The organism is Phytopseudomonas straminea (assembly GCF_900112645.1).
In the GTDB taxonomy this organism is placed as follows: domain Bacteria; phylum Pseudomonadota; class Gammaproteobacteria; order Pseudomonadales; family Pseudomonadaceae; genus Aquipseudomonas; species Aquipseudomonas straminea.
In genome coordinates this window covers 17,855-40,491 of the sequence record NZ_FOMO01000003.1, presented here as the reverse complement: position 1 = coordinate 40,491, position 22,637 = coordinate 17,855, and the positions used below count along the sequence as shown (strand labels likewise).

Annotated in this window: 20 protein-coding genes; 11 read left to right on the top strand and 9 right to left on the bottom strand. The window is 63.4% G+C overall.

The features are described 5' to 3' along the window. Position 1: 1 nt before the first annotated feature. Complete coding sequence (locus tag BM279_RS07910) at positions 2 to 1,150, bottom strand: pyridoxal phosphate-dependent aminotransferase (protein ID WP_093502607.1); 1,149 nt, start codon at positions 1,148 to 1,150, stop codon at positions 2 to 4. Between the two features lie 98 nt (positions 1,151 to 1,248). Here BM279_RS07910 and BM279_RS07905 point away from each other — a divergent pair, with 98 nt between their 5' ends. From BM279_RS07905 to BM279_RS07895, 3 genes are all read left to right on the top strand, one after another. Next, positions 1,249 to 2,136: a LysR family transcriptional regulator gene (locus BM279_RS07905; RefSeq protein WP_093502605.1), complete on the top strand. Its 888-nt coding sequence runs from the start codon at positions 1,249 to 1,251 to the stop codon at positions 2,134 to 2,136. A 121-nt stretch (positions 2,137 to 2,257) separates the two neighbouring features. After that, positions 2,258 to 2,980 (top strand): pirin family protein, encoded by a 723-nt coding sequence (locus BM279_RS07900; RefSeq protein ID WP_093502603.1) that lies wholly within the window; start codon positions 2,258 to 2,260, stop codon positions 2,978 to 2,980. A 290-nt stretch (positions 2,981 to 3,270) separates the two neighbouring features. Beyond that, positions 3,271 to 3,774 carry a L,D-transpeptidase family protein gene (locus BM279_RS07895; RefSeq protein ID WP_093502601.1) on the top strand — a complete coding sequence of 168 codons (504 nt, stop codon included), beginning with the start codon at positions 3,271 to 3,273 and terminating at the stop codon, positions 3,772 to 3,774. Positions 3,775 to 3,813: 39 nt separating this feature from the next. Here BM279_RS07895 and BM279_RS07890 read toward each other — a convergent pair whose 3' ends face one another. Continuing rightward, positions 3,814 to 4,131, bottom strand: coding sequence for a YqfO family protein (locus BM279_RS07890; RefSeq protein WP_093502599.1), 318 nt, complete (start codon positions 4,129 to 4,131; stop codon positions 3,814 to 3,816). A gap of 305 nt (positions 4,132 to 4,436) precedes the next feature. After that, positions 4,437 to 8,333, bottom strand: a complete 3,897-nt coding sequence (purL, locus tag BM279_RS07885; protein ID WP_093502597.1) for a phosphoribosylformylglycinamidine synthase — start codon at positions 8,331 to 8,333, stop codon at positions 4,437 to 4,439. A gap of 188 nt (positions 8,334 to 8,521) precedes the next feature. Between purL and mltF the strand changes: the two genes are divergently transcribed. Beyond that, the gene (gene mltF, locus BM279_RS07880; RefSeq protein WP_093502595.1) at positions 8,522 to 9,985 is read left to right on the top strand and encodes a membrane-bound lytic murein transglycosylase MltF; all 1,464 of its coding nucleotides are present in this window, start codon (positions 8,522 to 8,524) and stop codon (positions 9,983 to 9,985) included. An 18-nt stretch (positions 9,986 to 10,003) separates the two neighbouring features. Here the strand turns inward: mltF and BM279_RS07875 are convergent, their stop codons facing one another. Continuing rightward, positions 10,004 to 10,894, bottom strand: a complete 891-nt coding sequence (locus tag BM279_RS07875) for a LysR family transcriptional regulator (RefSeq protein WP_093502593.1) — start codon at positions 10,892 to 10,894, stop codon at positions 10,004 to 10,006. 104 nt (positions 10,895 to 10,998) lie between these two features. On the opposite strand from BM279_RS07875, the gene BM279_RS07870 reads away from it, so the two are divergent. After that, positions 10,999 to 11,832 carry an SDR family oxidoreductase gene (locus tag BM279_RS07870; protein ID WP_093502591.1) on the top strand — a complete coding sequence of 278 codons (834 nt, stop codon included), beginning with the start codon at positions 10,999 to 11,001 and terminating at the stop codon, positions 11,830 to 11,832. A 1-nt stretch (position 11,833) separates the two neighbouring features. Next, positions 11,834 to 12,337 (top strand): lipocalin-like domain-containing protein, encoded by a 504-nt coding sequence (locus BM279_RS07865; protein ID WP_093502589.1) that lies wholly within the window; start codon positions 11,834 to 11,836, stop codon positions 12,335 to 12,337. An 11-nt stretch (positions 12,338 to 12,348) separates the two neighbouring features. On the opposite strand, the gene BM279_RS07860 is transcribed toward BM279_RS07865, so the two are convergent. From BM279_RS07860 to BM279_RS07840, 5 genes are all read right to left on the bottom strand, one after another. Continuing rightward, positions 12,349 to 12,807, bottom strand: coding sequence for a hypothetical protein (locus tag BM279_RS07860; RefSeq protein ID WP_093502587.1), 459 nt, complete (start codon positions 12,805 to 12,807; stop codon positions 12,349 to 12,351). A gap of 74 nt (positions 12,808 to 12,881) precedes the next feature. Next, positions 12,882 to 13,358, bottom strand: coding sequence for a tRNA adenosine(34) deaminase TadA (gene tadA, locus BM279_RS07855; RefSeq protein ID WP_093502585.1), 477 nt, complete (start codon positions 13,356 to 13,358; stop codon positions 12,882 to 12,884). A 15-nt stretch (positions 13,359 to 13,373) separates the two neighbouring features. Then, positions 13,374 to 14,750 (bottom strand): multicopper oxidase family protein, encoded by a 1,377-nt coding sequence (locus BM279_RS07850; protein WP_093502583.1) that lies wholly within the window; start codon positions 14,748 to 14,750, stop codon positions 13,374 to 13,376. A 145-nt stretch (positions 14,751 to 14,895) separates the two neighbouring features. Next, the gene (locus tag BM279_RS07845) at positions 14,896 to 16,470 is read right to left on the bottom strand and encodes an ABC transporter permease (protein ID WP_093502581.1); all 1,575 of its coding nucleotides are present in this window, start codon (positions 16,468 to 16,470) and stop codon (positions 14,896 to 14,898) included. Positions 16,471 to 16,472: 2 nt separating this feature from the next. After that, on the bottom strand, positions 16,473 to 17,489 hold the full coding sequence (locus BM279_RS07840) for an extracellular solute-binding protein (protein ID WP_093502579.1): 1,017 nt from the start codon (positions 17,487 to 17,489) through the stop codon (positions 16,473 to 16,475). Between the two features lie 229 nt (positions 17,490 to 17,718). Here BM279_RS07840 and BM279_RS07835 point away from each other — a divergent pair, with 229 nt between their 5' ends. The 5 genes from BM279_RS07835 to BM279_RS07815 all read left to right on the top strand — a co-directional run bounded on the left by BM279_RS07835 (position 17,719) and on the right by BM279_RS07815 (position 22,391). Continuing rightward, on the top strand, positions 17,719 to 18,315 hold the full coding sequence (locus BM279_RS07835) for an NAD(P)H-dependent oxidoreductase (RefSeq protein WP_093502577.1): 597 nt from the start codon (positions 17,719 to 17,721) through the stop codon (positions 18,313 to 18,315). Between the two features lie 17 nt (positions 18,316 to 18,332). Then, on the top strand, positions 18,333 to 18,932 hold the full coding sequence (locus tag BM279_RS07830; RefSeq protein ID WP_093502575.1) for a TetR/AcrR family transcriptional regulator: 600 nt from the start codon (positions 18,333 to 18,335) through the stop codon (positions 18,930 to 18,932). A 94-nt stretch (positions 18,933 to 19,026) separates the two neighbouring features. Further along, positions 19,027 to 19,398: a PH domain-containing protein gene (locus tag BM279_RS07825; RefSeq protein ID WP_093502573.1), complete on the top strand. Its 372-nt coding sequence runs from the start codon at positions 19,027 to 19,029 to the stop codon at positions 19,396 to 19,398. 512 nt (positions 19,399 to 19,910) lie between these two features. After that, positions 19,911 to 21,857 carry a putative bifunctional diguanylate cyclase/phosphodiesterase gene (locus tag BM279_RS07820; protein WP_093502571.1) on the top strand — a complete coding sequence of 649 codons (1,947 nt, stop codon included), beginning with the start codon at positions 19,911 to 19,913 and terminating at the stop codon, positions 21,855 to 21,857. A 246-nt stretch (positions 21,858 to 22,103) separates the two neighbouring features. After that, on the top strand, positions 22,104 to 22,391 hold the full coding sequence (locus BM279_RS07815; RefSeq protein ID WP_093502569.1) for a hypothetical protein: 288 nt from the start codon (positions 22,104 to 22,106) through the stop codon (positions 22,389 to 22,391). Positions 22,392 to 22,637: the final 246 nt, after the last annotated feature.

Here is a 22,637-nt window from a genome sequence, read left to right as displayed (position 1 = left end):
GCTAGATGGCGCTGAGTTTTTCCGCGGCCTGGCGCAGGGTGTCCTCGCGCTTGGCGAAGCAGAAGCGCACCAGAAGCTGTGAGGGGTCCGGCCGCTCGCTGAACACCGACACCGGAATCGCCGCCACGCCATGCTCGCGGGTCAGCCACTGGGCCATGGCCACATCGTCCAGGTCCGGGCGGATCGCCGAATAATCGGCCAGTTGGAAATAGGTACCCGGCGTACGCGTGAAGGTGAAACGCGAGCCGGCCAGCAGGTCGCAGAACAGGTCGCGCTTGGCTTGGTAGAACGCCGGCAGCTCGGCCACATGCTCCGGGCAGGCGGCCATGAAGTCGGCCAATGCGTACTGCAGCGGCGTCACCCCGCAGAAGCTGACGTACTGGTGTACCTTGCGCAGCTCGGCGCTCAGCGCCGGCGGCGCCACCACGTAGCCGGTCTTCCAGCCGGTGACGTGGTAGGTCTTGCCGAATGAACTGACCACGAAGGCCCGCGCGTACAGCTCGTCGTGAGCCAACACGCTGGCATGCTGGCGACCGTCGAACACCAAGTGCTCGTAGACTTCGTCGCTGACGATATGGATGTCGCGATCGCGGATCAGCGCGGCCAGGCGGTCCAGCTCGTCGCGGCTGATCAGCGCGCCACTGGGGTTGTGCGGCGTGTTGAGGATGATCAGCCGGGTGCGCGGGCTCAGCGCTGCCTCCAGGCGTTGCCAGTCGATGGCGAAGCTCCCCTCGGCCAGCGGCACATGGATGCAGCGCCCGCCAGCCAGGGTCACGCTCGGGTCGTAGCTGTCGTAACAGGGGTCGAAGACGATGGCCTCGTCGCCGGGATGGATCAGCGCCTGGATCGCGCAGAAGATCGCCTGGGTAGCGCCGGGCGCGACGGTTACTTCGCTGTCCGCACTGACGTTGCGCCCGTAGAGCCGCTCGATCTTCAGGGCGATCTGCTCGCGCAACGCCGGCAACCCGGCCATCGGTGCGTACTGGTTGTGCCCCGCCGCCACATGCCGGGCCAGGGCCTCGCGCAGCGCTTCGGGGCCGTCGAAATCTGGGAAGCCCTGGGACAGGTTGATGGCGCCCGTCTGGGCCGCAAGCTGGGACATGGTGGTGAAGATGGTGGTGCCGACAGCGGGCAACTTGCTGGTGAACATCGACGCGTCCTGGGCAGTTGAGGCAGACGCCGAGGATAGCCGATGGCGCGAAGCCCACGCACCCGGTAATAATCGCCGCCTTGCCAACGAGAATGCCCATGAACGTCGAAGACCTGCGCCTGTTCGTCACCACCCTGGACGCCGGCAGCTTCACCGCCGCCGCCGATGCCCTCGGGGTGACCAAGCAGTACGTAAGCCGTCGCGTCGCCGCCCTCGAAGCACTGCTCGGCGTCCGCCTGCTCAACCGCACCACGCGCCGTCTGCAGGCCACGGAACTGGGCCTGCTGCTGTACGACAAGGCCATCACCATTCTCGCCGACCTGCGCGACGCCCAGGAGCTGGTATCGGCTCAGGGCGCGTCCCTGCGCGGCACCCTGCGGGTCAGCGCGCCGATGACCTTCGCCACCCTGCACCTGAGCCATGTGCTGCCGCTGTTCATGCGGCAGCACCCGCACATCAACCTGGAGATCGACCTCAACGACCGCGCCGTGGATCTGCTCGCTGACGGCTACGACATGTCGATCCGCATCGGCACCCTGGAAGACTCCAGCCTGATCGCCAAGCGCCTGACCGACATGCAGACCATCCTCTGCGCCAGCCCCGCTTACCTGGAGGAACATGGCACGCCGGCCAACCTCGACGCACTGCAGCAGCATGCCTGCCTGCTTTACGGGCACAGCCGCCACGTGGAATGGCGCCTGCGCGAGACCGGCAAGCCGAGAAGCCTGAGCATGCGCGGCCAACTGCGTGCCAACAATGGCGAGCTGATTCGCGATGCGGCCATCGCCGGCATGGGCATCGCCTACCTGCCCACCTTTATCGTCGGCCAGGCCCTGGCGAGCGGCGCGCTGGTGCCGATACTCAAACAGCACTGGCCGGCGTCGGCGGCGGTGTATGCGGTCTATCCGCAGCACCGCCAATCGGCCCGTGCGGTTCAGGTGTTTTCGGATTTCATCAAGCAACAGATCGAGCACCTGAACGCCTGAAATCGTCAACCTGAAACGGACAATGAGTCCATTTACAGCCAATTAATCAATCCTCAGATAGTCAGTAATATCACCTCCATGCCGCCAATCAAGGCCGCACTCATCAACCGGAGGATTCATCATGCTGGCTATCCGTAAAGCGACCGATCGTGGCCATGCCAACCATGGCTGGCTCAACTCCTTCCACACCTTTTCGTTCGCCAGCTACAACAACCCGAAGGAGCGTGGCTTCTCCGACCTGCTGGTGATCAACGACGACACCGTCAGCGCCGGCCAGGGCTTCGGCGAGCACCCGCATCGCAACATGGAGATCTTCTCCTACGTGCTGCAAGGCGCCCTGGAACACAAGGACAGCCTGGGCACCGGCTCGGTGATCCGCCCTGGCGACGTACAGTTGATGAGCGCCGGTACTGGCGTATCGCACAGCGAGTTCAACCACTCGCACAGCGAGCAGGTGCACTTCCTGCAGATCTGGATCGTGCCGAGCGAACGCCAGGCTGAACCGCGCTACCAGCAGGAGCACTTCAGCGAAGCCCAGAAACGTGGCCGCCTGCAGTTGATCATCTCGCCCGACGGCGCCGATGGCTCGCTGACCGTGCGCCAGAACGCCCGCGTCTACGCCGGTTTGTTCGACGCTGACGAGCAGGCGCACCTGCAACTCGGCGATGACCGCTACGCCTACGTCCATGTGGCCCGCGGCAGCGTCCAGCTCAACGGCGAGCAGCTGCAGGCCGGTGACGGTGTGCGAGTGCGCGATGCCCGCGACCTGCACCTGAGCAACGGCCAGCAGTCCGAAGTGCTGGTGTTCGATCTGCGGCCCAACGAGCTGCCGTCGTTGTACTGACCGCCACGTCGTAACCTAGAGCTGAACGCAGCGCTACCTGGGATTGACCTCCCAGGTAGCGCTGTTCGTTTTCGGTAGCCCGTTGCTGAGCGAAGCGACGCGCGGGGGAGCGTTGTTCAGCCATGCTGGCCAAGGCATAACGAATACCGCTTCCTGGGTTTCGCTTCGCTCTACATCAGGCTATCCAGGCAAAGCGATGCGCGGGGCAGCAGACTCTAGGCGCCCCGATGCTGCAACCTTTAGAATGAGCCTCCGCCGCCCGCCGGCCATCTGCTCAGTCGAAAATCCCCATGCGCTGGTTGCTCGCCTTCACCCTCTTCTCTTTGGCCCTGGCCGGGCACGCGGCCACTGCGCCTGCCACTCCCGTGGCGACCGTCGACAAGGTATTGGTAGAGAAATCCCAGCGCCGGCTACAACTGATCAGCCAGGGCAAGACGCTGAAGTCGTACCGCATTTCTTTAGGTAAACAGCCGGTCGGCGCCAAGGTGCGCGAGGGCGATTTGCGCACGCCCGAGGGCTTCTACTGGATCGACTGGCGGCGCCAGAGCGAGAAGTACAACCTGTCGATGCACATCTCCTACCCCAACGCTCGTGACCAGGCACAGGCAAAGGCCGCCGGGGTGAAGCCGGGTAGCATGATCATGATCCACGGCACGCCGCTGGACGATGAATACCCGGAGTGGTTCTTCCACACCCTGGACTGGACCGAAGGCTGCATCGCCATGAAGAACGCCGACATGCGCGAGGTCTGGACGCTGGTGAAGGACGGTACGCTGATCGAGATTCGCCCCTGAGGTGATCCGCAGGAGCGAAGCCGGGACGAGAAGCGGTGGTTAGAACTGCAGATCGGACAAGCGCCACACTTCGAAAGCAGGCACTTCGTAGGGGTGGGCTTTCTTCAGGGCTTTGACGGCGTTGTGGATCAGCTCATCGCCCACCACCAGCTCGACTTTCCACTCAGACACGGTCGCCAGCTCACCGCTCTGGCCAATGTACGGCTTGCTGCCTTCCAGCGGGCGGAACTGGCCACGGCCTTGGGTTTGCCAACAGCAGTGGTCGTAGCCAGCGGCGCGCCCGGCGCCCTCGGCGAATACTGCCGCTTTCACGCTTTCCAGATGGCTTTCCGGAACGTAGAAACACAACTTGTACATCAACTACTCCACTGCAAGTCGCTGAAAACAATGAGCCAATAATGCCACAGCATGATGGCACATTGCCTAGCAAGATTCGTGACACAGCCAACACTGCTGAAACATTCGGACTTATCCGAGAAGGCACCATTCGGGGTTGCCGCAAGGTGCCAATCACTTCCTGCAGACTAGCTGGTGCCGTTTAAAAACCCAGGCGCCATGTCTCAAAACCGACGATCTGAACCAGCGGTTACTGCTCAATTCCGCAAACGAAAAACGCCAGGCAATGCCTGGCGTTTTTCTGTTTCGTGCAGCGAGCGACTTGATCAGTCGACCCAGACCCGCGCGTTACGGAACATGCGCATCCAGCCGCCATCTTCCTGCCACTCGTCCGGCCGCCAGGAGTTCTGCACGGCGCGGAACACGCGCTCCGGATGCGGCATCATGATGGTCACGCGACCATCGCGGCTGGTCAGGCCGGTGATCCCGCGCGGCGAGCCGTTCGGGTTGGCCGGGTAGGCTTCGGTGACCTTGCCGTGGTTGTCGACGAAACGCAGCGCCACGGTGCCGGACAGGTCGGCTTCGAGCAGCGCTTCCTCGCTTTCGAACTCGGCATGGCCTTCACCGTGGGCAATGGCGATCGGCATGCGCGAGCCGGCCATGCCACGCAGGAAGATCGATGCCGACTCCTGGACCTGAACCATGGCCACGCGCGCTTCGAACTGCTCGGAGCGGTTGCGCACGAAGTGCGGCCAGAACTCGGTACCCGGAATCAGCTCGTGCAGGTTGGAGAGCATCTGGCAACCGTTGCACACGCCCAGGGTGAAGCTGTCCTTGCGCTCGAAGAAGCCCTGGAAGGCGTCGCGGGCACGGGTGTTGAACAGCGCCGACTTGGCCCAGCCTTCACCGGCGCCGAGCACGTCACCGTAGGAGAAGCCGCCGCATGCGACCAGGCCTTTGAAGTCATTCAGATCAACGCGACCGGCGAGAATATCGCTCATGTGCACGTCAACCGAAGTGAAGCCGGCGCGGTCGAAGGCCGCCGCCATTTCCACCTGACCGTTGACGCCCTGCTCGCGCAGCACGGCAACCTGCGGGCGCACGCCCTTCTTGATGTATGGCGCGGCGATGTCGTCGTTGACGTCGAAGCCCAGCTTGATCGACAGGCCCGGGTTGTCTTCTTCCAGCAACGCATCGAATTCCTGATCCGCGCAGTCGGCGTTGTCACGCAGACGCTGGATGCGATGGCTGGTCTCGGCCCACTGGCGCTGCAGCAAGCGGCGCTGGCCACTGAACACCGGTTGGTCGTTGTAGCTGATGGCCACGTCGCCGTTGTTGACCGGCTTGCCGATCACCGCGACGCAGTCTTCCAGGCCAGCGGCGCTGAACTGGGCGAGCGCGTCCGGGGTGGCGTCCTGGCGAACCTGGATCACCGCGCCCAGCTCTTCGTTGAACAGAAAGGCGGCGAGTTCTTCGCGGCTTTCGACCAGACCGTCGAGCTGCAGGTTGAGGCCACAATGACCGGCGAAAGCCATTTCCAGCACGCTAACCAACAGGCCACCGTCGGAACGGTCGTGGTAGGCCAGCAGGTGACCATCGGCGTTGAGGCCCTGGATCACCGCGAAGAAGGCCTTGAGGTCTTCGGCGTCGTCGACGTCCGGCGCCTGCTGGCCGAGCTTGCTGTACACCTGAGCGAGGATCGAGGCGCCCATGCGGTTCTGGCCACGGCCCAGGTCTATGAGGATCAGATCGGTCTCGCCCTTGTCCATGCGCAGCTCTGGGGTCAGGGTCTTGCGCACGTCGGCGACCGGCGCGAAACCGGTGACGATCAGCGACAGCGGCGAGGTGACGCTCTTCTCCGCGCCCTCTTCGCTCCACTTGGTTTTCATCGACATCGAGTCTTTACCCACCGGAATGGTCAGGCCCAGCTCGGGGCACAGCTCCATACCGACGGCCTTGACGGTGTCGTACAGGCGGGCGTCTTCACCTGGGTGACCGGCAGCGGACATCCAGTTGGCCGACAGTTTGATGTCGGAGAGTTTCTCGATGTGCGAAGCGGCGATGTTGGTGATGGTTTCGCCAATGGCCATACGGCCGGAAGCCGGGGCGTCGAGCAGGGCTAGCGGGGTGCGCTCGCCCATCGCCATGGCTTCGCCGGTGTAGACGTCAAAGCTGGTGGCGGTCACGGCAACGTCGGCCACCGGCACCTGCCATGGGCCGACCATCTGATCACGGGCGACCAGGCCGGTGATGGTACGGTCGCCAATGGTGATCAAAAAGCTCTTGCTGGCCACGGCCGGGTGACGCAGTACGCGCTCGGCGGCTTCGTTGATGTCCAGCTTGCTCGGGTCGAAATCGTCGCCCAGCTCGGCCTCGCGGGTCACCGAACGGTGCATGCGCGGCGGCTTGCCGAGCAGCACTTCGAGCGGCATGTCTACCGGGGTGTTGGCGAAGTGGCTGTCGGTCACGGTCAGGTGCGGCTCTTCGGTGGCCTCACCGACCACCGCGAACGGGCAACGCTCGCGCTCGCAGATGGCCTTGAAGCGCGCGAAGTCCTTGGCGCTGACCGCCAGCACGTAACGCTCCTGGGATTCGTTGCTCCAGATCTCGTGCGGGGCCATGCCCGGCTCGTCGTTGGGCACGTTGCGCAGCTCGAAGCGGCCACCGCGGCCACCATCGTTGACCAGTTCCGGGAAGGCGTTGGAAATGCCGCCCGCGCCGACGTCATGGATGAAGGCGATGGGGTTGGCGTCGCCCAGCTGCCAGCAGCGGTCGATGACCTCCTGGCAGCGGCGTTCCATTTCCGGGTTCTCGCGCTGCACCGAGGCGAAATCCAGATCGGCCGAGCTGGCACCGGTAGCCACCGACGAGGCGGCGCCGCCGCCCAGGCCGATCAGCATGGCCGGACCACCGAGCACGATCAGCTTGGCGCCGACGGTGATCTCGCCCTTCTGCACATGGTCTTCACGGATGTTGCCCATGCCGCCGGCGAGCATGATCGGTTTGTGGTAGCCGCGCACTTCGTCGCCGTGCGGGGTGGCAATCGATTGCTCGAAGGTACGGAAGTAGCCGGTCAGCGCCGGACGGCCGAATTCGTTGTTGAACGCGGCGCCGCCCAGCGGGCCCTCGATCATGATGTCCAGCGGCGTGACGATGCGCTCGGGCTTACCGTAGGCCTGCTCCCAGGGCTGCTCGAAACCAGGGATGTTCAGGTTGGAAACGGTGAAACCGGTCAGGCCAGCTTTCGGCTTGGCACCACGACCGGTGGCGCCCTCGTCGCGGATCTCACCGCCGGAGCCGGTGGACGCACCGGAGAACGGCGAGATGGCGGTCGGGTGGTTGTGGGTTTCCACCTTCATCAGGATGTGCACAGGCTCCTTCACCGCGCCGTACTGGCGGGTTTCAGGATTGGGGAAGAAGCGCCCGGCGGTGTGGCCGACGATCACCGAGGCGTTGTCCTTATAAGCGGACAGCACGTTCTCGCTGTGCATCTGGTAGGTGTTCTTGATCATGCCGAACAGCGACTTCTCCTGGCTTTCGCCGTCGATGTCCCAGCTGGCATTGAAGATCTTGTGGCGGCAGTGCTCGGAGTTGGCTTGGGCGAACATCATCAATTCGATGTCGTGCGGGTTGCGCTTCAAACCCTGGAAGGCGTTGACCAGGTAATCGATCTCGTCTTCGGCCAGGGCCAGGCCCAGCTCGACGTTGGCCTTCTCCAGCGCCGGGCGGCCACCACCGAGGATGTCCACGGCGGTCAGCGGCTTGGGCTCTGCATGGCTGAACAGCCCGGCCGCGTCTTCCAGCTTGTTCAGCACGACCTGAGTCATACGGTCATGCAATACGGCGGCGACCTGCTGCACATCGGCGTCGCTCAGCTCGCCGGCTACATAGTAGGCAATGCCCCGCTCCAGGCGACGGATCTTGTCCAAACCGCAGTTGCGGGCAATGTCGCTGGCCTTGCTCGACCACGGCGAAATGGTGCCGAAACGCGGGATGGTCAACAGCAAACGGCCGCTGGGTTCCTGCACTGGCACGCTCGGGCCGTATTTGAGCAGACGGGCCAGTACCTGCTCTTCGTCGGCACTCAGCGCACCGTCGACGTCGGCAAAGTGGGCGAACTCGGCATACAGGCCGGTCACAGCAGGCACTTTACTGGTCAGTTGCTCGAGCAATTTACCGTGGCGAAAGGCGGAAAGGGCGGGAGCGCCGCGCAGGATCAGCATCAGGGGACAGCCTCTGGGAAGGGGGTGTGCTTTGAGGGCGCATATTCTAGCCTAAAGCGGCGAGCGCGGCACGCCCGCTCATGCCCTGACCGGCCAGCCGGCGCGCCTCTGGAAAGCGCGTTCGCCTAGCAGAGCGCACGTGCACTGTCCAGATATGGAACGGCACGGCGTTGGCGTATACTGCGCCGATGCCCTCTCCAAACCTGATTGGCAAGCGCTACGCCGGCTGGCTGTCGGCGATCGGATTACTCCTGATGCTCAGCGGCTGCGCGGAACCTCCGAGCAGCCTGGAGCGGATCAAGGAGGAAGGCGTGCTGCGCGTGATAACCCGCAACAGCCCCGCCACCTATTTCCAGGATCGTAACGGTGAAACCGGCTTCGAGTACGAGCTGGTCAAGCGTTTTGCCGACGACCTGGACGTCAAGCTGGAAATCCAGACGGCCGACAACCTCGACGATCTTTTCTCCCGCCTGGGCAAACCGGGTGGCCCGGTGCTGGCCGCCGCCGGCCTGGTGGAAAGCGCAGGCCGCCAGCAAAGCGCGCGCTTTTCCGTGCCCTACCTGGAAGTGACCCCGCAAATCGTTTACCGCAACGGTCAGCGCCGCCCGAGCCGTCCTGAAGATCTGATCGGCAAACGCATTCTGGTGCTCAAGGGCAGCAGCCATGCCGAACAACTGGCCGCGCTGAAGGCTCAGGTGCCTGACCTTAAATATGAAGAGTCATCCGATGTCGAGGTGGTCGACCTGCTACGCATGGTCGACGAAGGCGAAATCGACCTGACCCTGGTCGACTCCAACGAGCTGGCCATGAACCAGGTGTATTTCCCCAACGTGCGTGTCGGCTTCGATCTGGGTGACTCGCGCAACCTGGTCTGGGCGGTGGCACCGGGCGAGGATGACAGCCTACTCGAGCAGGTCGACGGCTTCCTGCGCCGCTCCCAGGACAACGGCAGCCTGCAGCGCCTTAAAGAACGCTACTACGGCCATGTCGACGTTCTGGGTTACGTGGGCGCCTACACCTTCGCGCAGCATCTGCAGCAACGCCTGCCGCGCTACGAGAAACACTTCCGCAAGTCTGCCAAGGAAAACGACCTGGACTGGCGCCTGCTTGCCGCCGTCGGATATCAGGAATCACTCTGGCAGCCTGGCGCCACCTCAAAGACCGGTGTGCGTGGGCTGATGATGCTGACCCTGAACACCGCCCAGGCAATGGGCGTATCAGACCGCCTCAACCCGCAGCAAAGCATCCAGGGCGGCGCCAAGTACCTGGTGCATGTGAAAGAACAACTGCCTGACAGCATTCAGGAGCCGGATCGTACCTGGTTCGCCCTCGCCTCTTACAACATTGGCGGCGGCCACCTGGAAGATGCGCGCAAGCTCACCGAGGCCGAGGGCCTGGACCCCAACAAGTGGCTGGACGTGCAGAAAATCCTGCCGCGCCTGTCGCAGAAGCAGTGGTACAGCAAGACCCGCTACGGCTATGCCCGCGGCGGCGAGCCGGTGCATTTCGTGCGCAACATCCGACGCTACTACGACATCCTCACCTGGGTAACCCAGCCGCAACTGGAAGGCAGCCAGGTCGCCGAGAGCGGCCTGCACGTGCCAGGCGTCGGCAAGGATCACCCGGAGCAGCAGGAAAAGGCGCCGCTTTAATCCTTTCCCCAGGCGCCGCTAGCGAACGCTCTTCATCACCTCGATAAATGCCCGCAGCGCCGCCGACACGTGGCGGTGGCCCGGGTAATAAAGACGCAAGCCTCCGACCGGCGGCGACCAGTCCTCCAGCACCGCGACCAGCTTGCCCTCCTCCAGCCAGCACTGCGCCGCCATGTCCGGCACATAGGCAATGCCCAGCCCGGCGGCGGCCGCCTCGATCATCAGTTGCGTATGGTTGAGGGTCAGGCTGCCCGGCACATCCACGGCGACTTCCTGGCCGCGCTGTTCGAACTCCCAGCGATACAGCTTGCCGCTGGGCAGACGCTGGCGGATGCAGCAGTGGTTACTCAGATCCTCAGGCGTTTCGGGCCGCCCGGCGCTGGCCAGGTACTCGGGCGAGGCCACGGCAAGAAAACGAAAGTCCTCACTGAGTGCGACGGCGATCATGTCCTGAGGCACGGCCTCGGCCAGGCGGATACCTGCATCGAAGCCTTCGCGCACCACATCCACCAGATGACCGTCGCTGACCAGATCCAGGGAAACCTGCGGATAGCGCGCTAGAAACGCAGGCACCACGCGTTTGAGCAATACGCGCATGGCCTCCTCGCCGCCGTTGATGCGCAAGGTCCCGGTGGGGTGACCGCCCTCCTCGGTCAAGGCATCGATGGCCTGATCAAGTTCCTGCAGCACCGGCGACAGGCGCTGCAGGAAGTGCTCCCCCGCTTCGGTCGGCGCCACACTGCGTGTGGTGCGGTGCAGCAGGCGCACACCCAGCCGGCGCTCCAGCGCGGCGATGGCATGGCTGAGCGCGGAGCGGGAAATGCCCAGCTCATCGGCTGCCTTGCGAAAGCTGCGGTGCTGCGCAACCGCCATCAGGGCAGTGAGATCACTCAGCGACGGCCTGCTCATTGTTGATCCTCATTCACCAGCTCATGCGAATTAACGCCGATTATCACAACAAATAATCTGTTTACAGTGAATGCACCCATCAAGCAACGAACGAGGTGCACAGCATGAACAAGACCTGGCTTATCACCGGTGCTTCTTCCGGGCTCGGCAAGATCATGACCACCCAACTGCTGGAGCGCGGCGACCGGGTAGTCGCCACCGCACGCCGTGAGCAAGCTCTGCAGGAACTGGCCGACCGATACGGCGAACAGCTGCAGGTGCTCACCCTGGACCTCACCGACACCACGCAGATCAGCCGCGTGATCGATCACGCCTTCGCCCGCGCCGGCCGTATCGACGTCATCGTCAGCAATGCGGGCTACGGCCTGTTCGGCCCCGCCGAGCAGGTGAGCGACGAGCAGATCGAACGGGTGCTGGCGACCAACCTGACCGGCTCGATCCAACTGATCCGCCGCAGCCTGGCTCACCTGCGTGCCCAGGGTGGCGGCCGCATCGTTCAGGTGTCTTCCGAAGGCGGGCAGATCGCCTATCCCGGCTTCAGCCTCTACCACGCCAGCAAATGGGGGATCGAAGGCTTTGTCGAATCCGTGGCCCAGGAAGTCGCGCCCTTCGGCATCGACTTCATCCTTGCCGAGCCCGGCCCGACGGGCACCAACTTCGCCGCAGCCCTCGACCTGGCTACGCCCTCCGGCGCCTATCAGGACACGCCGGCCGGCCAAGTGCACGCAATGATCAAAAGTGGCGAATTCGAAATCCGCGGTGATGCCGTCAATACAGTCGCGGCAATCATCCAGGCGGCCGATGCGAGCAACCCGCCCCTGCGCCTGGCCCTGGGCAGCACCGCCTATGAGAATATCCACCGCGTCCTGACCGAGCGCCGCGAAGCGCTCGAAGCGCAGCGTGATGTGGCTCTCTCGGCCGACAGCCAGGAGGTCTGAAATGCATCTGCATTCATTGACCCGCCTGGCAGCCGCGGCCACGTTGCTGCTGGCTGCCATGAGCAGCAACGCCGAGTCGAAATCGAACAAGGTCGCCGGAACCTGGAACCTGATCGCCGCCAAAGTCGAAAACGACGGCGTAATCAGCCATCCCTACGGGCCCGAGCCGAAAGGCCGACTGGTATTCACACCGGATCTGTACTTCGTGGAGTTTCTGCACGACCCGCGCATTCCGCGCTTTGCCTCCGACCAGCGCGGAGGCGGCACCGACGCGGAGAACCGCGCCGTGATGGCCAGCAGCCTGGCGCTGTACGGGCGCTACAGCGTCGATGCCCAGGGCGACTTCAGCGGCAATACCGTGGAAGGCTCATCCTTCCCGAACTGGACCGGCGACGTACGAACCACCCGGGAACTGCGCATGGAGGTACAGGGCAATCGCATGATCGAAAGTTTCCAGCGCCCTGGCGGTGCCAAGGTCAGCCTGGTGTTCGAGCGCGCTCGCTAAGCGAAAACGCCTCAGCGCGTGACGGTCTGATTGCCCATGGCGCAGAAACTCTGCGCCTGCTTCTTCGCTGGCAAGGCACTCCACTGGGTCGAGCACTGCGCCAGGCTCGGCGGGCGGCTGACGCTCAGCACCGCACCATCATCGATGCTGATCAGATAGGGCTGGTTGTAGTGCATCTTGTCGTACCAGCCGCTGATCTGTAGGTCGCTGTAAACACAGCGGTAATGCATATGCCCGGTGAAGCCCTTGAATTTGTCGCGCTGGAAGATGTGGTGATACTGCATCCAGTCGCGCTCACGCTGCCCCTTGCGTACGGCATCCAGGCAACCCTGCAACTCTGTGATCTGCGGCTCGTGGAGAAAGATGCTCTGGGCCAGATTGGAGCCGTCCAGCTGCACCGTGGCCACCAGATACACCTGCCGCTCCGCCGCCTGGGCAGATGCGCCCAGCAGTGCCACCGCTGCAAACATCCCTGCTTTGATCAATCCCGATACTCCCCATGTATTGTCACGGGCGTAGAAATATCTGGCCCTATAGCCACCGACTATCCCCGCCGCGCCTTGAAAAACGCCCTCAGCACCTCACCACACTCCTCGCCCAGCACCCCGCCCTCGACCCGCACGCGGTGGTTGAGAAAGGCCTGATCGAAGAACTGGCCTCGGCTTACCGCCATGCCCGCGCGGGGTTCGCTGGCGCCGAATACCACGCGTTGCACACGTGAGTGGACGATCAGCCCCGCGCACATGGCGCAGGGTTCCAGGGTCACGTAAAGAGTGCTGCCGGGCAGGCGGTAGTTGGCGATGGCCTGAGCGGCGGCGCGGATGGCGACCATCTCGGCGTGGGCGCTGGGATCCGAAGTGGAGATCGGGCAGTTGAAGCCGCGGCCGATCACTTCGCCGTCCTGCACCAGCACGGCGCCGACCGGCACTTCGCCGCGCAGAGCGCCTTCGGCAGCCAACTCCAGCGCTTCGCGCATAAAGCGCTGGTCCTGGCTGCGGTCGATGATCAGCGGGGCTTTCAAATCAGGGCACTCACGTCAGGCGATCTCGACGGCGGCCATCAGACCGGTTTCCATATGGTCGATGACGTGGCAGTGGAACATCCACACGCCAGGATTATCGGCCACGAAGGCGATGCGCGCGGTCTCGTTCTTGCCGAGCAGGAAGGTATCAGTGTAGTACGGCTCGATCTTGCGGCGGTTGGAATCCAGCACTTTGAAGATCAAGCCATGCAGGTGGATCGGGTGCTGGTACTGGGCCATGTTGCGCAACACGAAGATGTAGTGACCGTCCTTTTTCAGCTTGGCGATGGGCCGGTCGGCGCAGGTCTTGTCATTGATGTCCCAGGCCTGCCCGTTGATCTGCCAGTACTTGTAGCGGCCGGCAGCCTCATCAGCAGGCGATGCCAATGCCGCGGCCCACTCGAAGTTGAAGCGCAGAGTTTCGGCTTTCGTCAAGTCCGGCTCGGCCACCGGGTTCGGCGGCAACGCCGGCGGCCATTCGGCGGCAGGCTCGTCGCTGGCCACCGACTTGATGGTCGCCAGGCGCAATGGCCCGTTACGCAGCGACAATTCTTCGCTGCCAGCCGCCGGCACCTTGAGCGCCAGGTCGATGCGCATGCCCGGGCCCAGCCAGTAGTCCTTGCCCAGCGGGCGTGGTTTTATCGGATTGCCGTCCAGAGCATAGATGCGCGCCTCGCCGCCCGAGAGATTGAGGCGATAGGTGATGGTGCTGTCGACGTTGATCAGGCGCAGGCGCACCACCTGGCCGGCGGGCAACTCCAGGGTCGGCAACGACACGCCGTTGATGGTCGACAGGCGACCGCGGGTGCCCTCCCGCGCCGCTTCGCGGGGCACGCTGAATTCGGTGAAGCCGCCCTGTTCGTCCACGTGCCAGCTCTTCAGGCACAGGGTGCGCTCGTGCTTGAAGCCAGTAGGCTCGCGCTCCTCAATGACCAGCGGGCCGACTAGCCCACGGCCCAGCTGTTTGGCGCTGGACTCGTGGGGGTGGTACCAGTAGCTGCCGGCGTCCGGGGTGACGAAGCGGTAGTCGAAGAATTCCCCCGGCAATACCGGCGCCTGGGACACATAGGGCACGCCGTCCATTTCCAGTGGCAGGCGGATGCCGTGCCAGTGGATAGTGGTGGGCTCGGGCAGGTGATTGATAAAGCGCACGCGCAGCTCGTCGCCCTGGCGGCAGCGCAGCTCCACGCCGGGCGCCTGACCACCGAAGGTCCAGGCTGGGGTGACATGGCCAGGCACCAGTTCGATGTCGTGGGGCGCCGCGATCAGCTCGTAGTCGTGGGTCTTGCGATCAAACGGGCGACCCAGCCAATAACGCGCGCCGCCAGCGCCGAGACCGACCACGCCGAGGCCGACCAGACCACCCAACACCTGTCTACGGGTGAAACTCATGAAACCTGCTCCTGAAGCGGGACTGCGGTGACGCTAATCAGGTCTGAACGATTGCGCCTCTACGGGCGCTGGAGAGCTGCGCACGATACACCTTGAACGCGGGGGCGTTAAGCCGCGATACCGCGACATCACCTCCTGCCCGCATTCAAGAGCGGCGATAGGCCCGCGTCGTCAGCAAATACACCGGCAACCCCGACACCAGCACGATCAACGCGGCATAGGGCGCGGCGCCGGCGTACTCCAGATTACCGGTGTGCGACCAGACCTTGGTGGCCAGGGTTTCCAGGCCGGTAGGGCCGAGAATCAGCGTGGCTGTCAGCTCCTTCATGCAGTCGAGGAACACCAGCACGAAGCCCGCGCCAATGGCCGGGAAAATGATCGGCAGGGTCACCCGCAGAAAGGTCGCGAGCGGCGTGTGCCCCAGGGTGCGCGCCGCCTCTTCGAGCTGCGGCGAGGCCTTTTCCAGGGCGACCCGGATCGGCCCCTGGGCCATGGGCATGAACAGCAATGCATAGGCCACCAGCAGCAGGATGCTGGTCTGGTAGAGCGCCGGCACGTAGCCAAGGGCGAAGAACACCAGCGACAGGGCAATCAACAGCCCCGGCAAGGCGTGCAGCAGATACGGCAGGCGATCGGCCAGGGTGGCCATGCGCCCGTAGTAACGCACCACCACCAGGCACACCGGCAGCGCCAGCAGGCAGCTGAGCAAGGCGCCACCGAAGGAATAGCGCAGCGACGACCACAGCGTTGCGACGACCTCCGCGACCGGGAAGCTGGCCGAGCTGCCATCAACGATCCAGAAACCCAGCATCACCAGCGGCACGCCACAACCAACAACCACCAGAGCCAGCAACAGCGCCTGCGCCAGGATGCCCCAGCGCCCCAGGCGCACCCGCGCCGCACTGCGTGCTACGCCCTGGCCGGTACGCGCATAGCCGCGCCCGCGCAGGCGGAACTCGCCCCACAGCAGCAGCATGCACAGCCCCAGCAGCAAGGCCGACAGCATGGCCGCGTTGCTGCCGCTGAACTCCAGTTCGAACTGTTGATAGATGGCAGTGGTGAAGGTCTGGTAACGCATGATCGACGGTGCGCCGAACTCCACCAACATGTGCACCGCCACCAACAGGCTGGTGGCCATCAGCGCCGGGCGCAACAGCGGCAGGGTGACGCGCCAGAACACTTCGCGGCGGCTGCAGCCGAGCATGCGCGCCGACTCTTCCATGGCCGGGTCCAGGTTGCGCAGCACCGCCACCACCGGCAGATAGATAAGCGGATATTTGGACAGGATCATCACCAGCACAGTGCCGCCCAGGCCCTCGAACAGCGGGCTGATCGACACCCAGGTAAAGCCGCTGACGAACGAGGGTATGGCGAACGGCAGGCACAGCAGCACGTTCCATTGCTGGCGCCAGCGCAGGTCGCTGCGCTCCACCAGCCAGGCCAGCGCCAGGCCGAGCAGCGCGCAGCCGAGGGTCACCAGCACCATCAGTTTCAGGGTATTGGCCAGAAGGCCGAACACGAACGGCCGCCACAGCAGCGCGAAGGCTTCGTGCGGGCCGACCTGCGCGGCGCGCACCACCACGAAGAACAGCGGCAGCGCCGCGACCAGCAATAGCGCCAGCACCGGCAACTGCAGCCAGATCGGCGGCGCCTTGCGACGCCGGCTGCTGATGGTCGGTGCCGGCAGCGGCAGCTCCGGGTTGACCGCCTGGGGCTGCATGATCAGTTCATACCCACTTCGCGTTGCAGCTCCAGGGCATCCTCAGCCAGGCCGATCTGCGCGGCGGTGATGGCCGGCGGCTTGAGCTGGTCATAGGGCTTGAGCAGCGGGTCGGCCGGCACCTTGGGGTTGACCGGGTATTCGGCGGACTGGGTGAGCACGGCCTTCTGGCCCTCCTCGCTGATCATGAAGGCGAGGAACTGTTGCGCCTCCTTCGGGTGCTTGCTGGCCTTGACCACGGCAGCCCCGGAAACGCTCGACAGGCCACCGGCATCGCCGTCGGCGAAGTAATGCAGCTTGGATTTCAGCTCGCCCTTCTCTTTCTTCAGCGCCGTCCAGTAATAGCTGTTGACCAGCGCCGCGCCGACCTCACCGTTCTCCACAGCCTTCATGGCGATCACGTTGTTGGTGTAGGTGGAGCCGAAGGCCTTGAGACCGGTCAGCCATTCTTCGGCGGCTTCGCGGCCGTTGAGGCGGATGACCGCGGCGGTCTGGCCGAGGAACTCGCCACTGCTCGGCACGAAGGCGATCTTGCCGGCCCACTCCGGGCTGGCCACTTCCAGCACGCTCTTGGGCAGCTCGGCTTCGGTGACCAGATCCGGGTTGTAGGCCAGCACACGCACGCGCGAAGTGATACCGATCCAGTTGCCGTTGTCATCGGAAAACTTGGCGTCGATCTGCTTGAGGGTGCTGTCATCGACCTTGGCCAGCAGGCCCTGGCTGCCGAGTTTGATCAACGGCGGCGCCTCTTCGGTGTAAACGATGTCGGCCGGTGAGCGGTCGCCTTCTTCGGCGATCTGATTGGCCAGCTGGCCACCGCCGCCCTTGCGGATCAGTACTTTGATGCCGGTCTTCTTCTCGAACGCCGCCGCCACGGCTTTGCCGGTGGCCTCGTGCTGGCCGTTGTACAGCGTCAGGGTTACCGCCTCGTCAGCCTGCACACCGGTGGCGAACAGCAGGGAAGACAACACACCCGCGGCGATCGCGCGTGCCAGACCCGTTACTCGATGAGCAGACATTGACCCTTTCCTCACAAAATCCACGCGCAGCTCGCAAAGCCGCGCGGCTAGCCCAACGGGGCCCGCCAGGCAATGGCGGACACAAAAAGTTACGGGCGATTATACGGGCCAACTGCGGCTGATTCTCAAGTAATGTTTGCTCGCAGCTGCACCGTTGATCCTGTGCCCGCTCGACAACCTACCAAAAGTAAGTTACCAATAGTAGGTAAACCTACTGGAGGTAACGCCGATGCACGCCCTGATCGTTTTCACCCATCCGGATCCGCACTCGCTCACTCACGCCATCGCCACCCAGCTCGCCAATGGTGTACGCCATTCCGCGCCCACCCACTCGGTGGAACTGGCCGACCTGGCCGCCGAAGGCTTCGACCCGACTTACAGCCAAGCGGATGTCGCCCTGTTCCAGAAACGCGGCCCGGTGCCGGCAGATGTCGCCGCCGAGCAGGCCCGCCTCGAACGGGCCGACGCCCTGGTGCTGGTCTATCCGATCTACTGGTGGTCCTTCCCGGCTCAGCTCAAGGGTTGGATCGACCGGGTACTCACCGGTGGCTGGGCCTACGAGGAAGCCGAGAACGGCAAGGTGGTGAAGAAGCTGCAGCGCCTGCCCGTCCACCTGGTGGCCATCGGCGGTGCGGACGCCGGCACCTTCACGCGCCATGCTTACGCAGAAGCGATGAAGACGCAGATCGAACACGGCATCTTCGATTACTGCGGCGCCCCGGTCGCGTCGTCGCACTTCCTGATGGCCTCGGCCCCCGGCTTCCCCGAGGCACATCTGCAGACGGCGCAGGCGATAGGCCGTAAGCTGTTCGCCGAGCCGTTCTGAACCACCCCGGAGTATCGATGAGCCCGCAGCCCAACCAATCGCCACGTCGACGCCTGCCACGGGAGGAGCGCACGCGTCAGTTGCTCGAGGTGGCGTGGCAGCTGATCGGTAACGAGGGCACCGACGCCCTGACGTTGGGCCGACTGGCCGAGGCCGCAGGTGTCACCAAGCCAGTGGTCTACGACCATTTCGGCACGCGTAATGGGCTGCTGGCCGCGCTCTATCAGGATTATGACGAGCGTCAAACGCGGATCTTCGATGCTGCCATCGAAGCCGCAGCCCCGACCCTGGCGGACAAGAGCCGCGTCATCGCCTCGAGCTATGTGCACTGCGTACTCACCCAGGGCCGCGAGATCTCCGATGTGGTGGCCGCCCTCACCGGCTCGCCGGAATTAGCCGCGGTGAAGAAGCAGTACCAGCATGCGCTGATCGAAAAGTGCGCAGCTATCCTGGCGCCCTTCTGCGACGCAGGCGGTCTTTCAGTCGCCAGCCTGTGGGCCATGCTCGGCGCCGCCGACTCGCTCAGCGACGCTGCCGTGGCCGGCGACATCAGCGCAGAACAGGCAGAGGGTGAGCTGCAGGCGATCATTCTGGGGATGGTCGAGCGAAGCCATTAAGCCCAGCGCGTTCGGCCGCTATGCCGCTTGCCAAATCTTCGCCGTAGCGGTCTTCTAGCCAGGCTAGCCACCGCCGTCATGGAGAGTTCCACGGATGATCGATTTCAATAACAAAGGCTTTTTCAAACTCAAGCAGAACGACGAATACGCCCAACGCGTCAGCGCCCTGTTACTTGAAAATGAACAGGTCATCGATTCCTACAAATCCATGCGCGACGGCGTGGTGTTCACCAACAAGCGCATCATCGCCGTGAACGTGCAAGGTCTTACCGGCAGCAAGAAGGACTTCACCTCCCTGCCCTACAAGAACATCGTCGCCTATTCGATCGAGACTTCCGGCACCTTCGACCTGGACTCGGAGCTGGAAATCTATTTTTCGGCACTCGGCAAAGTGAAATTCGAATTCACCGGCAAAACGGCGATAGTGGAAATTTCAAAACTAATTTCCGCACATATTTTCGGCTGACGCTCCGGATAACAACTGACAAATGAAAAGGCGGGATGCATTGTGAATGCGGTCTTGCCTGACGACGTGATATCGGACCAGAAAAGCGCGCAGGTAGCGCAAAAACGCCCAGACGAGAAGTGCATCCACTTAATAGCTGCGGTGCGAAGACGGGTGTTTTTTTTGGGGTGACCTGCCTGCCCCCTCGATCATATGGCGTCATGAGCCGCGCCACCGCATACCCGCAACACGCCGCGCAGTAACTCGGTGCCCAGGTAGGCGTAGCCACCAAAGTTATCGGTCAACTCGGCCTCCCTTCCAGCTCAAGGCTACGTGGTCGGCACCTGCCTCGCTGATCGCTATTGCGACCAGCGGACGGAACGAAATCAAAGTGCCACTACTCATAAGATTGCAGTAATCCGAGTACCGGCCGATACAACCCCACGAAAGCAATGTTTGGCCCTGCGTTGTAACGACTGGAAAGGACAATCCGTTCGGTTATTTAACTGGTTGTATTTTCAGAGCATCGCCCGATGAAGAAAACACTGCTCGCAATAAGAGCATTGATGTCCGTGCCCAAGGACAACCCCGGCCTGGTCAAGGCGCAATACATTGCGCTGGCCCGCCAATTGCCGATGATGTATTTCATCCTGCTGGTCAACACCCTGATGCTGGCCGGCACTCACTATGCAGTCGCGCCACGCTGGCTGGTGGTCTACTGCCCACTGCTCATGACGCTGTTCGGCGTGGTTCGTGCGGTGGAGTGGATACGCACGCGCAAGCTGGAGCGTAGCCCGGAGCACATGCTGACGGCGCTCAAACGCACCAACATACTCGCTCCCTTCGTGGCCGTGGCATTCACCGCCTGGTCGCTGGCACTGTTTCCCTACGGTGACGGCTATACCCAGGCCCATGTCGCCTTCTATATGGCGATCACCGTCATCGGCTGCATCTTCTGCATGATGCACCTGCTGCCAGCCGCCCTGGCCATCACCGCCGTGGTGAACACCGCATTCGTGGTGTTCTTTGCCTCCACCAACATCATCACCTTCGTGGCTACGGCGATCGACGTGCTGCTGGTGTCCATCGCCATGCTGATCATCCTCAAGGCCCAGTACGCCGACTTCACCCGGCTGGTGAACATGCAGGCACATACGGCCAAACTCAGCGAGGAAAATCTGCACCTGGCCAATCAGGACAGCCTGACCGGGCTGGCCAACCGCCGGCAGTTCTTTTCTCGCTTAGACACGCAGCTGTCACATGCCAGTGAACAGCAGACTCGCCTCGCCGTGGGGCTGATCGACCTGGACGGCTTCAAGCCGGTCAACGACCTGTATGGCCATAGCGTGGGCGACAGGCTGCTCTATCAAGTTGGCCAGCGCCTGGCCGGGCTACTCGACGACGGTGTGCACCTGGCCCGCCTGGGCGGCGACGAGTTTGCCCTGATCATCACGCGAGTCATGAGCGACGACCAGCTGCAGGCCTTTGGCGAGAAAATCTGCGCCAGCCTGCGCGAGCCGTTCCTGCTGGTAGATATCCCGATTCAGATCAGTGGGTCACTGGGCATCGCGACCTTCCCGGACCAGGCGTCCAGCGCCATGCAAGTGTATGAATATGCCGACTATGCCCTGTATCAGAGCAAGCGCCATCGCCCGGGCACGGTCTGCCTGTTCAGCGCCGACCATCGCCAGCAGCTCAATCGCGAAGGGCTGACCGAGCAGGCCCTGCGCAGGGCCGATCTGGATCGCGAGTTTTATGTGGTGTTCCAGCCCATCGTGGATATCCAGACCGGGCAAACCGTCGCCTTCGAGGCACTGGCACGCTGGCAAAGCCCGGAGCTAGGAAGCGTGCCGCCCTGTGAGTTCATCCCGATTGCCGAGCGTGCTGGCCTGGTCAATCGCCTCACGCTGCCCTTGCTGCGCAAAGCGCTGGCGGCCGCGGCGAACTGGCCCGCGGGCATGCGCCTGTCCTTCAACCTGTCCGCCCACGACTGTGGCTCGGAGGACGCCGCTCAGCAGATCGTCGAGCTGATCAGGGGCAGCCGCTTCCCCGCTGCCTGTCTCGATCTGGAAATCACCGAAACCGCGGCCATCCAGGACCTGCCGCAAACCCAGCGGACCATCAGCCGGTTGCGCGAACTGGATTGCGGCATCTCTCTGGACGACTTCGGCACCGGCTATTCCAGCCTGAGCCACATCCACGCGCTGTCGCTGACCAAGCTCAAGGTGGATCGAACCTTCGTCACCGACATCCATCTCGACCCGGCCAGTTTCAAAATCGTCAAATCGCTGGTTGCCCTGAGCCAGGACATGCAGCTGGAATGCATCGTCGAAGGCGTGGAAACCACCGACGAACTCGACGCCCTGAAAACCCTCGGCTGCGCCTGGGCTCAGGGCTACCTGTTCGCCAAACCCATGCCGGCCTGCGAAATCGGTGCCTGGCTTGAAGGCGAAAAACTGGCCAAGGCACAGGCGGTTTGACCCGCGGCCAAGGCACGGCGCTACTTGCGCGCCTACCCCGGCAACACTGCCTGATTCAGCTGTGCACCTTGGTTCATGCAATCCCGGCCGCCCCCATAACTATCGTGCCATAGCAGTACTCAGTAGGCCGCTAAGCCTGCCGCGGCACGATCCGCCCAGCGGTCATCTTTGAACATGAACCTCGTACCCTGGCCCCCGTTCGGATGAAGTAGGCCAACTCTTTGGCCTACCTAGAGGTACACCGTCATGAAAGTCATGAATCTGAAAGATGGGACGCCCCACTACCAGGGCAACCCAGGCTATGTCGCGCCCCAAGCATCTGCAGCCGTAAATCCCACACAGGGCTCGGTGAGCGTGATTAGACGGCCCCTGGCCCAGCAGCCAGGCAGAGAGCACGGCAATGAGCACGACGATGACCTGGATCCGGGCACCGGCACCGAAAGCGAGCCCGCCTCGCTACCAGACGAAGCACCGCCCGTGGAACCCGAGGATTTCGATGGCAACAAGGCCGGAATGGATACCAGCCAGACGTAGATTCGAGCCGACAACGGCACCTCCAGCACCATCGCACGCCCGGCTCCGATAGCGGGCGTTGCCTTATGGCTCGGCTACACGCTTAACAGCCCGGCACCCAGGTCGCTTGTGGATCCGCACAACCCGCTACGCCGCTGCCTGGGCAGGCGCAGGTTAAACCCGGTGCCCTGCAGCTGGAGACACCGATACAAGCACGAGTAAGTAGAGGGTGGCTGAGGCAACCGCAGTGGCAGATCTGATGCTATG

Bases quoted from the DNA above. Each gene is read 5' to 3' on its own strand.
- mltF (WP_093502595.1), top strand. From the start codon at position 8,522: ATGCCCTCTCCAAACCTGATTGGCAAGCGCTACGCCGGCTGGCTGTCG.
- BM279_RS07840 (WP_093502579.1), bottom strand. From the start codon at position 17,489: ATGTCTGCTCATCGAGTAACGGGTCTGGCACGCGCGATCGCCGCGGGT.
- BM279_RS07820 (WP_093502571.1), top strand. From the start codon at position 19,911: ATGAAGAAAACACTGCTCGCAATAAGAGCATTGATGTCCGTGCCCAAG.
- BM279_RS07910 (WP_093502607.1), bottom strand. From the start codon at position 1,150: ATGTTCACCAGCAAGTTGCCCGCTGTCGGCACCACCATCTTCACCACC.
- BM279_RS07850 (WP_093502583.1), bottom strand. From the start codon at position 14,750: ATGAGTTTCACCCGTAGACAGGTGTTGGGTGGTCTGGTCGGCCTCGGC.
- BM279_RS07830 (WP_093502575.1), top strand. From the start codon at position 18,333: ATGAGCCCGCAGCCCAACCAATCGCCACGTCGACGCCTGCCACGGGAG.
- BM279_RS07815 (WP_093502569.1), top strand. From the start codon at position 22,104: ATGAAAGTCATGAATCTGAAAGATGGGACGCCCCACTACCAGGGCAAC.
- BM279_RS07835 (WP_093502577.1), top strand. From the start codon at position 17,719: ATGCACGCCCTGATCGTTTTCACCCATCCGGATCCGCACTCGCTCACT.
- BM279_RS07825 (WP_093502573.1), top strand. From the start codon at position 19,027: ATGATCGATTTCAATAACAAAGGCTTTTTCAAACTCAAGCAGAACGAC.
- purL (WP_093502597.1), bottom strand. From the start codon at position 8,333: ATGCTGATCCTGCGCGGCGCTCCCGCCCTTTCCGCCTTTCGCCACGGT.
- BM279_RS07865 (WP_093502589.1), top strand. From the start codon at position 11,834: ATGCATCTGCATTCATTGACCCGCCTGGCAGCCGCGGCCACGTTGCTG.
- BM279_RS07905 (WP_093502605.1), top strand. From the start codon at position 1,249: ATGAACGTCGAAGACCTGCGCCTGTTCGTCACCACCCTGGACGCCGGC.
- BM279_RS07900 (WP_093502603.1), top strand. From the start codon at position 2,258: ATGCTGGCTATCCGTAAAGCGACCGATCGTGGCCATGCCAACCATGGC.
- BM279_RS07870 (WP_093502591.1), top strand. From the start codon at position 10,999: ATGAACAAGACCTGGCTTATCACCGGTGCTTCTTCCGGGCTCGGCAAG.
- BM279_RS07895 (WP_093502601.1), top strand. From the start codon at position 3,271: ATGCGCTGGTTGCTCGCCTTCACCCTCTTCTCTTTGGCCCTGGCCGGG.
- BM279_RS07845 (WP_093502581.1), bottom strand. From the start codon at position 16,470: ATGCAGCCCCAGGCGGTCAACCCGGAGCTGCCGCTGCCGGCACCGACC.
- BM279_RS07860 (WP_093502587.1), bottom strand. From the start codon at position 12,807: ATGTTTGCAGCGGTGGCACTGCTGGGCGCATCTGCCCAGGCGGCGGAG.
- BM279_RS07890 (WP_093502599.1), bottom strand. From the start codon at position 4,131: ATGTACAAGTTGTGTTTCTACGTTCCGGAAAGCCATCTGGAAAGCGTG.
- BM279_RS07875 (WP_093502593.1), bottom strand. From the start codon at position 10,894: ATGAGCAGGCCGTCGCTGAGTGATCTCACTGCCCTGATGGCGGTTGCG.